General features: G+C 60.6%; 9 protein-coding genes. 4 read left to right on the top strand and 5 right to left on the bottom strand.

What is annotated here, in order from left to right:
* Nucleotides 1–357 precede the first annotated feature (357 nt).
* The 3 genes from D5261_RS12705 (at nucleotide 358) to D5261_RS12695 (ending at nucleotide 6,106) form a co-directional block, all read left to right on the top strand.
* Nucleotides 358–4,527, top strand: coding sequence for a non-ribosomal peptide synthetase (locus D5261_RS12705; RefSeq protein WP_165864188.1), 4,170 nt, complete (start codon nucleotides 358–360; stop codon nucleotides 4,525–4,527).
* 413 nt (nucleotides 4,528–4,940) lie between these two features.
* On the top strand, nucleotides 4,941–5,852 hold the full coding sequence (locus D5261_RS12700; protein ID WP_119321393.1) for a DUF1559 family PulG-like putative transporter: 912 nt from the start codon (nucleotides 4,941–4,943) through the stop codon (nucleotides 5,850–5,852).
* Nucleotides 5,853–5,863: 11 nt separating this feature from the next.
* The gene (locus D5261_RS12695; protein WP_125205962.1) at nucleotides 5,864–6,106 is read left to right on the top strand and encodes a hypothetical protein; all 243 of its coding nucleotides are present in this window, start codon (nucleotides 5,864–5,866) and stop codon (nucleotides 6,104–6,106) included.
* A 256-nt stretch (nucleotides 6,107–6,362) separates the two neighbouring features.
* On the opposite strand, the gene D5261_RS12690 is transcribed toward D5261_RS12695, so the two are convergent.
* Nucleotides 6,363–7,370: a LacI family DNA-binding transcriptional regulator gene (locus D5261_RS12690; protein ID WP_165864187.1), complete on the bottom strand. Its 1,008-nt coding sequence runs from the start codon at nucleotides 7,368–7,370 to the stop codon at nucleotides 6,363–6,365.
* Nucleotides 7,371–7,560: 190 nt separating this feature from the next.
* On the opposite strand from D5261_RS12690, the gene D5261_RS12685 reads away from it, so the two are divergent.
* On the top strand, nucleotides 7,561–10,560 hold the full coding sequence (locus D5261_RS12685) for a glycoside hydrolase family 3 C-terminal domain-containing protein (RefSeq protein ID WP_119321390.1): 3,000 nt from the start codon (nucleotides 7,561–7,563) through the stop codon (nucleotides 10,558–10,560).
* 188 nt (nucleotides 10,561–10,748) lie between these two features.
* Here D5261_RS12685 and D5261_RS12680 read toward each other — a convergent pair whose 3' ends face one another.
* From D5261_RS12680 to D5261_RS12665, 4 genes are all read right to left on the bottom strand, one after another.
* A complete protein-coding gene (locus D5261_RS12680; protein WP_119321389.1) occupies nucleotides 10,749–11,762 on the bottom strand; it encodes a LacI family DNA-binding transcriptional regulator in 1,014 nt (337 codons plus the stop codon).
* Nucleotides 11,763–11,796: 34 nt separating this feature from the next.
* Nucleotides 11,797–12,846 carry a LacI family DNA-binding transcriptional regulator gene (locus tag D5261_RS12675; RefSeq protein WP_119321388.1) on the bottom strand — a complete coding sequence of 350 codons (1,050 nt, stop codon included), beginning with the start codon at nucleotides 12,844–12,846 and terminating at the stop codon, nucleotides 11,797–11,799.
* 125 nt (nucleotides 12,847–12,971) lie between these two features.
* On the bottom strand, nucleotides 12,972–13,187 hold the full coding sequence (locus D5261_RS12670) for a hypothetical protein (protein WP_119321387.1): 216 nt from the start codon (nucleotides 13,185–13,187) through the stop codon (nucleotides 12,972–12,974).
* Nucleotides 13,188–13,217: 30 nt separating this feature from the next.
* Nucleotides 13,218–14,126 carry a DUF1559 family PulG-like putative transporter gene (locus D5261_RS12665; protein WP_119321386.1) on the bottom strand — a complete coding sequence of 303 codons (909 nt, stop codon included), beginning with the start codon at nucleotides 14,124–14,126 and terminating at the stop codon, nucleotides 13,218–13,220.
* Nucleotides 14,127–14,354 lie beyond the last annotated feature (228 nt).

The raw sequence follows: 14,354 nt of genomic DNA, 5'->3' as shown, positions 1-14,354 counted from the left end.
TACCATATTTCATAAAACGAAACGGACGGCGCGGTTCAAACATAATGTAAGTCTTGTAAAATGCATAAATTATGCCAAGGCGCCATGTAGACGAAAACGGATTTTCTTTTCGATGTATCAACCACACTTAACAAGCGAGCATAATGCTGAACAGCAGCGGGATAAGGGCAAATATCACAATAAGAAATTTTTAATAATTTTTCACGTTTGGGCGTCAGCTTGGCACAGTCTATGCAATGGGGCTTTAACTTATAGTATAATGGCGTACTTTCCCTCTTATTATTTCGCGTGCGGTTTCCTATCATTTATTGGCGTTTTGTGATGGTCGCGTCCGACGATCGGGCGCTCGTTTATTCAATGAAAATTCAAGATTTATCTCCCGCAAAGCGGGCCCTGCTCGAACTGCGTCTCAAGCAGCAAAATCGACTGACGGACAACGCCGCCATCCCAAGACGAGCGCTCGAGTCCGCCACGCCGCTTTCGTATACGCAGGAGCTGTTATGGCTGCAGCACCAGATGACGCCTGGGTCGGCCTATAACGTTCCGCGCGCAATGCGTCTCGAAGGCGAGCTGGACATTGACGCCCTGTCCGCGACTCTGGTCGACCTTGTCCGGCGCCATGAGATTCTGCGCACGCGGTATATGGAGGTCGACGGCCATCCGGTGCAGGTCATCGACGCCGACGTTCCGCCGATGCTGGAAACGATCGACTTGCGGTCGCTGCCGGAGACGGACCGGGAAGCCGAGGTCGCGAAACTCGTCTACGAGCGAGTCAGCCGCCCCTTCGACCTGCGCGTGGACCGGCTCCTGAAGGCGACGCTGTTGCGCCTGAGCCCACTGGAAAACGTGCTCATTCTTGTGACCCATCATATCGCCTCCGACGGCTGGTCGCGCGATGTGCTTTTCCGGGAGCTGTCTGCTCTGTACGACGCCCACCATCGCGGTGAGCCCGCGCAGCTTCCCGAAATGCCCATCCAGTACGCCGACTACGCCGTGTGGCAGCGCGACGCGCTGCAAGGCGAGACCCTGCAAAAAGAGATGGATTATTGGAAGCGGAAGCTGGCGGGCGCGCCCGCGCTGCTGGAGCTTCCCATCGATTATCCACGTCCGACCACCCAGACGTTTGAAGGGGCGATCGTGCGCCGCCACGTACTGACGCACGGCGAATTGACGCGTTTGAAGGCCATCGGCCTGGAGGAAAAGGCGACGCTGTTCATGACGGTTCTGGCGTGCGTCAAGACACTGCTTTACCGCCATACCGGACAGGACGACATCGTCGTCGGCACCCCGATCTCCGGGCGAGATCGCGCCGAGACGCAGAACCTGCTCGGCTATTTCATGAACACCCTGGCCCTGCGGACCGGATTTTCCGGGCAGTCGACCTTCCGGGAGATGCTGCGGGAAGTCCGAAGCACCACCCTCGGCGCCTTCGAACATCAAAACGCGCCGTATGTAAAGCTCTTCCGGGAGATGAACCCGGAGCGCAACTTCAGCTACAACCCCGTCTTTCAGGTGCTTTTTGGGTTTGGACGGGGCGCGACGGCGCCGTTCACGCTGGCGAATATCATCTCCACCCCGTTCGCCGTGGATCGCGGCGTGTCGAAATTTGACCTCACCATTTCGTCCAGCGAGGTCGAAAGCGGCCTTCTTGTCGGCTTCGAATACAACACGGCCCTTTTCCGGCCCGAGACCGTCGCCGCCATGGCGGATCGGATGGGCATCCTCATGAAGGGCATTCTGGAAAATCCGGATATCCCGATCGCCGATCTGCCGCTGATCGGCGGCGCCGAGCGCCGGCAGCTGCTGGAGGAGTGGAGCGGCGCGCAGGCCGACTACCCGGCGGCCTCCAGCCTTCAGGAGCTCTTTGAAGCGCAGGCGCGGCGCACTCCCGACACCGTCGCCGTCGAGTTTCCAGGATGCGCCCTGACCTACGCCCAGCTGAACGCGCGGGCGAATCAAACGGCGCACCTGTTGCAGAGCTATGGAATTGGTCCTAACGCTCCTGTAGGCGTCCTTATGGAGCGCGCTCCAGATCTTATCGTCGCCCTGCTCGGCATTTTGAAATCCGGAGGAGCCTACGTCCCGCTGGACACGGCGTTCCCCTCGGAACGTATTCAGACGATCCTGGCGACGGCGGCGGCGACGCTGGTCGTCACGCAGCAGTCACTCACCGGAAGGCTGGCGGGATTTGAAGGCTGCATCGTCCCGCTGGACCACAAAGCGAATCCGCTGAACCAGCAGGACGACCGGAATCCCGAGTCCGCGACATCTCCAAACGATCTCGCTTACGTCATGTTCACGTCCGGCTCCACGGGCCGCCCCAAGGGGGTCGCCGTCACGCACGCCTCGCTGACGCATTATGTCCGCGCCGCCGCTCAGACCTACGGATTGAAATCCACGGACCGCGTGCTGCAATTCGCGTCGATCTGCTTCGATACGAGCATTGAGGAGATCTTCCCCTGTCTCACGATCGGAGCGACACTGGTGGTGCGCACCCGCGAGATGCTCGATACGCTGGCGGATTTCTGGAAACTGGCCGGAGAATGGCGCCTGACATTCCTGAGTCTGCCGACCGCGTTCTGGCACGAGCTGGCCCGCGCCGCGTCGAACCACGCCGACGCGATCCCGCCGTCGCTGCGGCTGATCGTGATCGGCGGCGAAAAAGCGCGCGCCGACCGCCTCGCCACATGGCGCAAGTATTACGGCCAGACCGTGCAGATCATCAACACCTATGGGCCGACCGAAGGAACCGTCGTGGCGACCGCGTGCGATATTACGGCGGACGAGTCGAGCGAGATCCCGATCGGTCATCCCCTTCCCAATGTCCGCGTTTATGTGCTGGATGAATGGGAGCAACCGGTTCCACGCGGCGTCACCGGCGAGATCTACATCGGCGGCGCGGGCGTGGCGCGCGGGTACCTCAATGACGCCGCCCGAACCGAGGAGCGGTTCCTCTCTAGCCCCTTTGTTTCCGGCGACCGCCTCTACCGTTCGGGCGATCTGGGACGCTACCGGGCGGATGGCGAGATCGAGTTCATGGGGAGGCGCGACAATCAGATCAAAATTCGCGGCTTCCGGATCGAGCTTGGCGAAATCGAAAACGCGCTGGCCCTGCACCCGGGCGTCGCCGACGCCGCCGCGCTGGCGCCGGTTGTCGATGGCGATGAGCATCGGATCGCGGTTTACGCCGCGCCGGCGCCCGGCGGCGATCTGACGGGAGAGGCGCTGCGGACATACCTCCAGGAGCGCCTGCCCTCTTACATGGTTCCCGCCAAGCTCGTAATCCTGGATACACTGCCCAAAACGCCGGGCGGCAAGGTGGATAAGCGCGCCCTGCCCGCCATCGACTGGACGGAATCGGAAGAGACGGACGAGATTCAGGAGCCGGGCTCCCCGATTGAAGAGGATCTCGCCGCAATCTGGCGTGACGTATTAGGCTTGGCCCGCGTCAGCCCCTACACAAGCTTCTTCGATCTGGGCGGGCATTCGCTGCTGGCGATACGTCTGCTGAGCGAAGTCAACAAAGCGTTCTCGGCGTCTCTTACACTCGCGGAGATGCTGCGGGCGCCGACGATCCATGCGATGGCCGATCTGCTGCGCAGCCAGGACGAAGGGACGCACACGTGGTCGCCGCTGATCGCCTTGCGAGCCTCGGGAAGCCTGCCGCCGCTATTCTGCGCCCCGGTGGGAGGCGGAAGCGCCTTTTACTATCGCACCATGGCGACGCTGATCGGCGACGACCAGCCGGTATACACCTTTGAGCCGATCGGAATGAACGGAGTGGACGAGCCGCACGAATCGGTGGAGGAGCTCGCGGCCTACTATATCAAGCATATGCGCGCCGTGCAGCCGCAAGGTCCGTACCATCTTTGCGGCTTGTCCTTCGGGGGCCTGGTCGCGTTCGAGATGGCCCGGCAGCTGCGCGCCTCGGGACAGAAAGTCGCCAGTCTGATTGTGTTTGACACGCTCGCTCCGGGACTGAAAGACGCCGGCAGCCAAACCGGCTCAAAAGTGCGCCGGGTCGGTCGCGCCGCTCGATACGCCGTCCTGTTCCACCGGGAGAACCTCTCCGCGTGCCGCCCCGGCGATCGCCTGCCCTATCTGCGTTCGCGCACCCACAAGCTTGTCGGCAAGCTCATCCAGGCCCGTGGGCAGCTCTGGAAGTGGACGAACGAGAATCCGATCAGCCGTGAGCTTCCGGAGGTCTTCCTGAAAGTCAAGCGCGCGGAACAGCGAGCGCGGGCAAAATACCATCCCACGCCCTACGCCGGCGAGTTCCTGCTGCTGCGAGCGCATCTCCAGTACCGGCGGTCTGGACGTGACGAGCTGCTGGGCTGGGAGGGAATGGCGGAGTGCATCGATGTCATTGAAACGCCAGGCACCCACTTCTCCCTGCTGGAAGAGCCATGCGTCCACATCACCCTCGGCCATATCCGCAGCGCCCTGGACAAAGCCAGCGGCGCTGAGCGCCCTCTCACCACACACGGGCGCACGTTTGCATTCCGCCTCGGCGCCCGCAGCGAATAACCTTCACCGACGGCCGCTCCCCCGCGCGCCGGACAATATCAACCACACAGCCGCTCTCTTTGAAAAGAGAGCGGCTGTTCCTTTGGCGATCGATCGACCATATTCCCAAAAATCTCTCGGGATGGTCCCATTGAACCTTTTGACGGCGCGAATTCTCACGGCGTGACACAGTCAAAATTGGCATTTTCCCGGTATTTTGCACATTGGAATACGCAAAGAGAAAATGTCCTAAAAATTGGTGCTTGACAAATTAAACTCGATGTTATATACTCGAACTCAAGGTTGAATTGATTTTGAATGATTTCTGCGCTTTGAAGCCAAAAAGTCTAAAAGGAACCAACGTAAACCAGCGTCTGTGACGCATTTTTCCAGTACTCATTAACCGTTCGTCGTTGTCCAGAAAGGATAGCATCATGCTGAAGATCAATCAGTCTCGTGGATTTACGCTCATTGAGCTCCTCGTAGTTATCGCTATCATTGCGATACTAGCCGCTATTCTGTTCCCGGTTTTCGCCAAAGCTCGGGAAAAGGCGCGTCAGATTTCCTGTCTTTCCAATGAAAAACAACTTGGACTAGCGATGCTGCAATACGTCCAGGACTACGATGAGATTTACCCGCTCATTCAGCGTGAATCCGATGCGGGAGACTGGGCTAAAGTTTCAGGATCGAGTTCAAACGACCCTGTTACCTGGCAGTGGGTTGTGAATCCTTATGTAAAGAACGGCAGTCAGGTAGCCAGCGCAAATACAGGACACTTCGAGTTGACCGGCGGCGTTTGGAACTGTCCTGACTTTCCGGTCCAGAATGCATCCCGTCAATATGGCATGAATGAAGCGATTGGCGGTGATATGAGCCATTTCGCTTGGGGAAATAATATCGGTGTTCAGTATCCTTCCGCGTCGCTCGCGCAGATTGTCAATCCCGCTGACAAAGTGCTTATTGTTGAAAAGGGTTATATGGGAGCCAACGGCTCTGCGAGCGACTTTTCAGACGTACGTTTTTCTTCAGTTGCATGGGCTTGGTGGGACAATAATTTCGATCTCAGCGCTCCGACGCGCGGAGACACCGACCAAGGCAAATGGGCCATCTATCCTCTCGCGTCCCAGATGCCGCGTTTCCGACACACCGGCACATGCAACATGGTCTTCTGTGACGGACATGTGAAATCCATGAAGCTCGGAACTTTTGCCGGCGTTTCTGGATGGTGCAAATACATTTTTGGCCCCGCCCAGGAAAATTCACCTTACGGAGTGTCCTCGTGGTATCCGGAAGCAAAGAACGGAATTCCTAACTCAGGGCCGAGCGCTTGTGACAAATGGCAATAGAAGGAATGGCGATGACGCTCCAAAAACGGATTCCGCTTCTATGCGGTATGCTTGTGATCCTGGCTGCAATGATCACAAGCGGGTGTCAATCATCTGCCCCAGCGCCCACGTCTCCTTCGCCTATCGTCGGCAACGCCGAGGAAGGCAAGGCCAAGGCAATCAAGCAGATTCAGGACAATCCTAATATCCCGCAGCAGCAGAAGGCGTCGATCATCGCGCAAATACAGTCCAGCGGACAGCCGACGAAGCCTTAGCGCCGGCATCTCCTTGGCGTCGAGAACATATGGCGGCCGGAAGAGAATTTCTTCCGGCCGCTGACACGTCTCACGCCGCGCCCCAATCGGAAATTTCAGGAAATATGATGCGTACTCGCCTCCCTCGCGCCTGGGTGACGACAACCGCAGCAATCCCCCTCGCCCAAGGCGCGCAAACGATCCGAGTTCAATCGAAGCGCGGGGATAGGTCGCTCGGGCAGGATGGATCACGACGAAGCCGACGACCGAAGGCCGCTTATGTCGTATGCCCAACGATCAATTCGACGGGAAACGTCAGGTGCTCTTCCATGGACTGCCGGCCTTCGTGTTCGGTGACCATGGAAACGGCGTGGTAGGCCATGTCGTTCCAGGGGACGAAGACCGTGCTCAGTTTCCGCTTGGGCTTCGGGAAGGTGTAGGAGCCGTCAAAGCCGACGACGGCGAGGTCGTCGGGGACACGGATACGCTCGTCGTCGAGGTAGTCGAGAAGACGATAGGCGAACTCGTCGTTCCAGCACACGACGGCGGTGGGACGATCGGCGCGCGGCCGGTGATACAGCTCGCGCTCCTCGCGGCTGATGTTGCCCGAAGCGTCCGCGGCGAGGACTTTTGTCATGCGCAAGCCCAGAGCCTCCGACGCGGCGCGAAAACAGGCGCTGCGGCTCTCCTCGATCCAGGGAAAGGCGCGATAGACGATGTCGGTATGGCCGCGCTCCTTCAAATGCTGCATCACGGCGCGCGCGCCCGCCATTTCGTCCGCCGCCACCGAAGGGAAGCTCAGCGTGGGATATGGGTACACCGCCACGGGGACATGGGCGTTTTCGAGGAGCTGGAGCAGCACCGGGTCGCTGTACGCCGCCAGGACGATGCCGTCGACCAGACCGTTGACGAGCTGCTGGTGGACTTCCTGAGCCGTCTGGTTGGGACGCCGGCTGTAAAGCAGCAGCGACTGGCCGTACGCCTGGCAGCCGCGCTCCGCGCCGGCGATGACCGAGGACGTGAACGGCTCGTCGGTATGCAGCAGAAGATCGAAATAAAGGGCGGTGATGTTGGTCCTGCGATTGAGCAGCGAGCGGGCCAGGATGTTGGGCTGATACCCCATCTCCGCCGCGACTTCAAGAATGCGGGCGCGCGTGGATTCCGAGACGGCCGTATTCGATCGCGTCTGGTTGAGGACTTTCGACACGGCGTTATAGCTCACGCCGACGCGTTTGGCGACATCCTTAAGCGTGACCCGATTGTTCTCCTCGCGAACCGATTTCAACAGCGACCACCATTCCAATGACCGGCGGGATAATTGCCGTCATTGCTGTTATTATATCTCATTCCTATCTCTGTGTCGCCACGGATGGCTCATCTGGCCGAAGATGGCGCCATAATATACATTCGTGGCGCCATCGCACGCCGGCATCATGGCGAAGAGAACCAATATCTCCGAAAGGCTCCGTTGAAACATGACTTCTTTTGCTCCCGCACGCTCCTTCCTACGATTCACGCTGGCCGCCGCCGCTCTCCTGGCTCCGGTCACATTGACCCACGCGCAGGCGATCTCCCCCTACCAAGACCGGACCGCGCCGCTGGAGGCGCGGGTCAGCGATCTGTTCGGCAAGATGACTCAGGATGAGAAGCTCTCCTTTCTCACGGGGACGGGCTTTACCACGCAGCCGATCCTGCGCCTGGGCGTCCCGGCAATGGCGATGGCCGACGCCGGCTCGGGCGTGCGCGGCGGCCCGGACGACACGACGGGGCCGGCGACGGCGTTCCCCTGCGGCGTTTGTGTCGCGTCGTCGTGGGACCGGGATCTGATCGGCCGGGTCGGTCAGGCCATCGGTATGGAGGCGCTGAACAAAGGACCGGGGGTCGAGGTCATGCTGGGGCCGGCGGTCAATATCCACCGGTCGCCGCTGGGCGGCCGCAACTCGGAGTATATGAGCGAGGACCCGTATCTGGCGTCGCAGATGGTCGTTCCCTATATCCTGGGAATGCAGAGCACGGGGGCCGGAGCCTGCGTCAAGCACTTCGCCTGCAACAACGAAGAAGTGGACCGCGGCGAAGTGGATGTCCGTGTGGGCGACCGCGCCCTGCGCGAGATCTACCTGCCCGCATTTGAGGCCGCCGTGCGCGAGGGCCATGTCTGGACGATCATGTCCAGTTATAACCGGATCAACGGCTACCATGCGACGGCCAATTGGTATCTACTGACCGAAATTCTGAAAAACGAATGGGGTTTTGACGGTCTGGTCATGTCCGACTGGGGCGCCGTGCACGCGACCGGGGAAGTCGTCAACGCCGGAAACGATCTGGAGATGCCGGGGCCGGGCCTTGTCACTCACGATAAACTCGCCAAAGCGCTGCGCGCCGGAACGGTGCGCCAGGAAGCGATCGACGACTCCGTGAAGCGCATCCTGCGCACGGTGATCCGCGTCGGCCTGCTCGACGGGACTCGCACGCCCGACGCCGGCGTGGTCGATTCTCCCGAACATCAGCGCCTCGCCAAAGAAGCGGCGGAGAAGGGCATGGTCCTGCTCAAAAACGAGGGGGGCATCCTGCCTCTGGACGCCGCCAAGCTGCAATCCATCGCCGTGATCGGCCCGCGCGCCAAGAACTGGCAGTTTGCGTCAGGCGGCAGCCCCACAGTCACGCCTTACTTCAGCGTCTCGGGATATCAGGGCATCGTAAACCGCGCCGGCGACCGGGTCAAAATCAACTACGCCTCGGCCTCCGATCTCGGCTCAGGCAGCGCCGTGGTTCCCGAAAGCGCGCTGAGCCCCGATACGGATTCAAAGCAGCACGGCCTGCGCGGCCAGTATTTCGACAATACCGAGCTGAAAGGCAAGCCGGTGGCGACGCGTACCGATCCACAGCTCCAATTCCAATGGGATTCCTCTCAGCGCCCCAAAGGGATCGGAGAGACGAAGTTCAGCGTGCGATGGACCGGGAAGCTGACGGCGCCGGCGACAGGATCTTACACCTTCGCCCTGGCGGCTGACGACGGCTGTCGATTGGTCATCGACGGCAAGACCATTATCGATCACTGGATCGACAGCGGCGGCGCCCCGGTCATCGGCAAGATCGATCTTGTCGCGGGCCGTCAGTACGATATCCGCGTGGACTACTATCAGGGCGCCGGCGGGTCGCTGCTGCGTCTGAACTGGATCCTCCCCGGCGGCGCGCAGTTCCCGGACGCCATCGCGGCCGCGAAGAAATCCGATGTCGCCATTGTCTTTGTCGGATCGCAGAATGAGGGCGAAGGCTCGGATCGGTCGTCGATGGCGCTCGATGGCGTTCAGGCCGAACTGGTCCACGCCGTGGCCGCCGCGAACAAAAATACGATCGTCGTGCTCAACAACGGCGCTCCGGTGCTGATGGCGGACTGGCTGCCCAAAGTCCCGGGAGTTGTCGAAGCCTGGCTGCCCGGCGAAGAAGGCGGCGACGCGCTGGCGGCGATCCTGTTTGGCGACGTCAACCCCTCCGGCAAGCTGACCGACACCATCGCCGCGCGCCGTGAAGATTACCCGGACTTCGGCAACTTCCCCGGCGTCAAGAACGTGGTGCATTACGACGAGGGGATTTACGTCGGCTACCGGCATTTCGACAAAAAACAGGTCGCGCCGATCTATCCCTTCGGCTACGGTCTCTCCTACACGACGTTCAAATACTCGAATATCAAGATCGCCACGCCCGAACTCTCGTCCAGCGGTCAGGTGACCGTCACCGCCGATATTACGAACACGGGACAGCGCGCCGGATCCGAGATCGCCGAGCTTTACGTCCACGATCCCAGCCCCAAGATCGACAAGCCCGTCCGCGAGCTCAAGGGCTTCGCTAAGATCGCCCTCCAGCCCGGAGAAACCAAAACCGCCACGTTCACCCTCACGCCGCGGGATCTGGCGTACTGCGATGTCGCCGGCAAGCAGTGGAAGGCCGATGGCGGCAATTACGAGGTCGAAGTCGGCGCCTCCTCCCGCGACCTGCCGCTCAAAACCGACCTGCGCCTCACTTCGGACTGGACGCAGTCCGTCCCTGGCATGGGAATCCCCGCCCCGCCGATGGTCAAGCCATCGCTCGCGACCGGCAAACCCGTCCTGGCCTCCTCCATACAGTCGGGCGAAGACACCCCGCCCGAATACGCGGTGGACGGAGATTCCGGCACCCGCTGGTCCTCCGCCCCGTCCGATCCGCAATGGATCGCCGTGGACCTGGGCGCGCCGACCACCGTCGCGCGCGTCAACATCGTTTGGGAAGCCGCCTACGCGTCAGCCTACGACATCCAGGTCAGCGACGACGGCCAGGACTGGAAAACCGTCTACTCCACCACGAAAGGCCAGGGGGACTTAGAAACCATCTCATTTGCTCCGGTCAAGGCGCGATGGGTCCGCATGCTGGGCAAGAAGCGCGCGACCCAGTTCGGCTACTCGCTCTACAGCTTCGATGTGTTTGGGGAGAAGGGGTAGGATCGGGAGGCGGCCCTCACCCGGCCCTTCGGGCCACCCTCTCCCAATCTTAGGAGAGGGTTAAGAGAAAGATTTTGGATCTTTGATCCAAAAGATCTTATCACTAAAACTCTGACTCCCCCTCTCCCAATTTTGGGAGAGCCGGGTACCCGCTTGCGGGTGGAGGGGGGTGAGGGCCCCTCCTTCTTCTAAGTCGTCGCCCCAATCCGCAGGCGTCCCGGAACAATGGTGCGATCGGGGATTTCGCGGCCGTGGACGCGTTCGATCAGCAGTTCGACGCATTGGTGGGCGAGGAGCGACCAGTCGATCACGACCGTCGTCAGCGGGCGCTCCGGGGGGAATTCGCGCCAGGCGAAGCCGTCGATGCCGGCGAGGGCGATGTCGTCCGGAACCTGGATACCTTCGCGCAAGCAGTGCCGCATCACCTGCATCGCCGAAGCGTCGTGCCAGCAGGCGACGGCGGAGAATGGGCCGGCGGGCGAGCCGCGCCGGATCAGCTCTTTTTCCTGGTCGGTCAGGTGGTCGAACCGGTCCGCCGGCATGGTCGTGGTGAGGGAAAGACCGAATTCCCCGGCGGCGTCGGCAAAGGCTTGATACCGATCGACCTCGGACCGTAATGGCGCGACGCCGCGACGGAACAGGATATTCGTGCGTCCGCGCTCGGCTAGATGCGCGGCCAGCGCGTGCGCGCCTCGGTAATCGTCGGTGACGACGGCCGGCAGGCCGGGATAAGCTTCGGCGAACTGGATCAGCGGCTTATCGGTTCCCGCGAGCGACGCCACCAGGGCCTCATCGCCCGGCGCGGGCCAGATCACCACCCCGTCGGCCTTGCTGCTCAGCAGCTTATGGCGTACGGCGTCCTGCTCCTTCAAGTGAAAACCATTATACAGCAGCAAGTGATTGGAAAACGAGGACGCGGCGGACTGAAGCCCCTGGAAGACGCTCGGGGCGAACGGATCGCGCATATCGATGTAGCCGTGCCCGTTATAGAAACCGATCGTGTCGGTCTGCTGCCGGCGCAGTGAGCGCGCGGTCACATTCGGCTGATAACGCAGCTCGGCCATCGCCTCGAAGATCCGCTCGCGCGTCGCCGGCGCCACGCGCACCGTGGACTGCATGTTGTTGATCACCGCCGACACCGCCATCCGGCTGACGCCGGCCCTCTGGGCGACATCCTTGAGTGTCGGCGCCTTTTTCCCCATCACGATTTCGATCCTATCCTCGCGCCGTCCCAGGTCACGTCGTATTGCCGATCACGAGCGGACAATCGATCGCGATTTCCACTGCGCCGTCTCGATGGACGACCACATCCCCGGGCTCGCCAGGCCCGGAAAAATCGCCGCCGTTGACGACATAGCCGACCGCGCGCTTCGCGATCCGCGCCCAGTCGACTTCAATGGTCGTCAGATTAATTTCGGGCGGACAGAGAAACGGGGTAAGGGCGTCGAACCCAGCGACCGCCATCTCCGTGGGAATTCGCAAGCCGATTTCCCGGCAATAAACAACCGCCTTCACCGCCGACATGTCGCGCCAGCCCACGATCGCCGTCAGATTGCTGTCCTGGGCGGTTCGGATCCGCTCGCGTTCCTCATCATCCAAATCGTCCATGATGCTGGACGTCCGCGTCCCCGTAACTTGCATGCCAAGCGCGTCCGCCGCCGCCCGGAACGAGGCCGCTCTACGCTCTCCAGACACCAGGCCATACCCGCATTGGCGATACATCACATGCCGGTGCCCGCGCGAATGCAGGTGCTCGGCAAGACGACGCGAGCCGTCGATGTCCTGCGCGGTCACCGACGTCATTCCGGAAATGGCTTCACCAATCGCGATCACATTTTGATGCGAGGCGATCAGCAGTTTCGCCAGCTCCTCGTCGCCGGCGCGCGGCAGGAAGATCACGCCGTCCACTTTGCTCGTGCTCAGTTCATGCACGATCTTGCTCGGCGCTTGCGGCGTCTCAGGGACCGTGAAGATCAGCAGATCCTGCTCAAGCTCCGTCGAAGCATCCTGAAGACCGGTGAAGATGCTGCGCCCAAATTCATCATCCGAAACAAACGCCCCATGATAATTACTATAGAAGCCCACCGTGTCGGACCGGCGCCGGCGCAACGATTGCGCCAGAGTGTCCGGGCGATACCCCAGCGTCTCGATCGCCTCCATCACCTTGCGACGCATCGCCTCCGAGACCTGTCCGGCGCCGTTCGGATTACAGACGCGTGAGACCGCCATCACGCTGACCCCGGCATGGGCGGCGACATCCTTGATCGTCGGTCCTTTTTTAGCCATGCAAGGAAACTCGATCGGTATTCATCCTTTTATTATACGGCCAAAGACAGGCGTTACGTGCAAAAAGAACCGATGACGGGATATCCCATCATCGGTTCACGGAAATGTCGATCATGCACAAACTTTCAGCGCGGCGCCCCATTTTGCTGGGCCTGCTGCGCCGCCCTCAAATTGGCCGCCTGCGCATCCCACTTCGCCGCCTGCGTCTGAGCTTCGCTTTGCGGAGTAGCAGCCGCCGGCGCGCTGCCCGTCGCCGTCCGGCCGCCGCATCCCGCGATTGGAAGGACGCCCAGCACAACGATCGCGGCAGCGTATGATATTGCCCGAATTCGTGTCATCATCGCTCCTATATTTCTCGGCATTGCTCGGCGTCAGATCAAGCTGTAAGTCGCCGCCGGCTGCGAACCGTCCGCGAAGGCGCCGCTCGTGCCCGCCGCCAAGGGATTATGGTTATCGCTGTAATCCTGCTTCGCGTTTTCTCCATTGAAGTTGTTCACGCCAGCCGAGACTTTGCTCGGCAGCAAGTACTTCGCATGACCGTCCGCGAACATATAGTTGGCGCCGCCCTGATGCCGACCCGCCGGCTGATTGTTGTAAGTCGCAAGCCCGCCCGTGACGCTGGAGGCGTTGATCCCATTCGTGTAACCGGTGGCGAAGGTCGGCGAACCATACCCCGACAGCGCCGAGAGGCTGTAACCGGGCTGACCGGTCCCATTGCCTGCGGGCGAACCGCCGCAGCCATTGAGCGTATTGTTAGGATTGCTGGGATCGACCTCCGTGGAGACATCGTAGTTCTGACTGCCCTGGACCTCAAAAATCATCACCGTTTTCGCTGGCGCGTTGAGCTTAGGAAGCGTCCAGAATCCGTGAGGCCCGGCGCAGCCAGAGTAGGCCGTGCCATAAGAAAAGTTCGAGTTAAGGCCATAGGAGGATGGAGCGCCGGGTTGACTGCCCGCCGTCCCGGGAGCGGTCGAGTCATTCGGGCAGTGGAAGACGCCTTTGCTCTTCACATATGTATAAAGCTGGCCGGCCCACCCCGAGCCGCCGCCGTATCCGTTCGTGCCGCTGGGCAGGCCTTCGTCGTTGTCCTGCGTGTATTGCATTACGCCCAGACCAAGCTGCTTCATATTCGACAGGCACGCAATGGCGCGCGCTTTTTCGCGAGCCTGCGCAAAAACCGGGAAAAGGATCGCTGCCAATATTGCAATGATGGCAATAACAACGAGAAGCTCGATGAGAGTAAATCCTGAATTCGTTTTGGTGTTGTGTTTGCGAAACATATTCGTTCCTCCATTTGAAGCACGAGGACGCTCCCAGGCGGCCTTCGTCAAGGGAAATGATGACTGGCTGATATACCGTTAACGGTATATCAAGGTCATTATACAACGGTCTCGCCGTTGTGTCAACAAAAATTATTACCGAGGCAAAGAGAACACTGCGGCCTTCCGCGCGTGATATTTGGTGGTTGCCAAATGGCGAAGGGGCTGATATAATAACAGCGATATAAC

Source organism: Capsulimonas corticalis, from assembly GCF_003574315.2.
Classification (GTDB): domain Bacteria; phylum Armatimonadota; class Armatimonadia; order Armatimonadales; family Capsulimonadaceae; genus Capsulimonas; species Capsulimonas corticalis.
This window is presented reverse-complemented; position numbering and strand designations above follow the sequence as displayed.

Bases quoted from the DNA above. Each gene is read 5' to 3' on its own strand.
- D5261_RS12675 (WP_119321388.1), bottom strand. From the start codon at position 12,846: ATGGCTAAAAAAGGACCGACGATCAAGGATGTCGCCGCCCATGCCGGG.
- D5261_RS12670 (WP_119321387.1), bottom strand. From the start codon at position 13,187: ATGATGACACGAATTCGGGCAATATCATACGCTGCCGCGATCGTTGTG.
- D5261_RS12695 (WP_125205962.1), top strand. From the start codon at position 5,864: ATGACGCTCCAAAAACGGATTCCGCTTCTATGCGGTATGCTTGTGATC.
- D5261_RS12680 (WP_119321389.1), bottom strand. From the start codon at position 11,762: ATGGGGAAAAAGGCGCCGACACTCAAGGATGTCGCCCAGAGGGCCGGC.
- D5261_RS12700 (WP_119321393.1), top strand. From the start codon at position 4,941: ATGCTGAAGATCAATCAGTCTCGTGGATTTACGCTCATTGAGCTCCTC.
- D5261_RS12665 (WP_119321386.1), bottom strand. From the start codon at position 14,126: ATGTTTCGCAAACACAACACCAAAACGAATTCAGGATTTACTCTCATC.
- D5261_RS12685 (WP_119321390.1), top strand. From the start codon at position 7,561: ATGACTTCTTTTGCTCCCGCACGCTCCTTCCTACGATTCACGCTGGCC.
- D5261_RS12705 (WP_165864188.1), top strand. From the start codon at position 358: ATGAAAATTCAAGATTTATCTCCCGCAAAGCGGGCCCTGCTCGAACTG.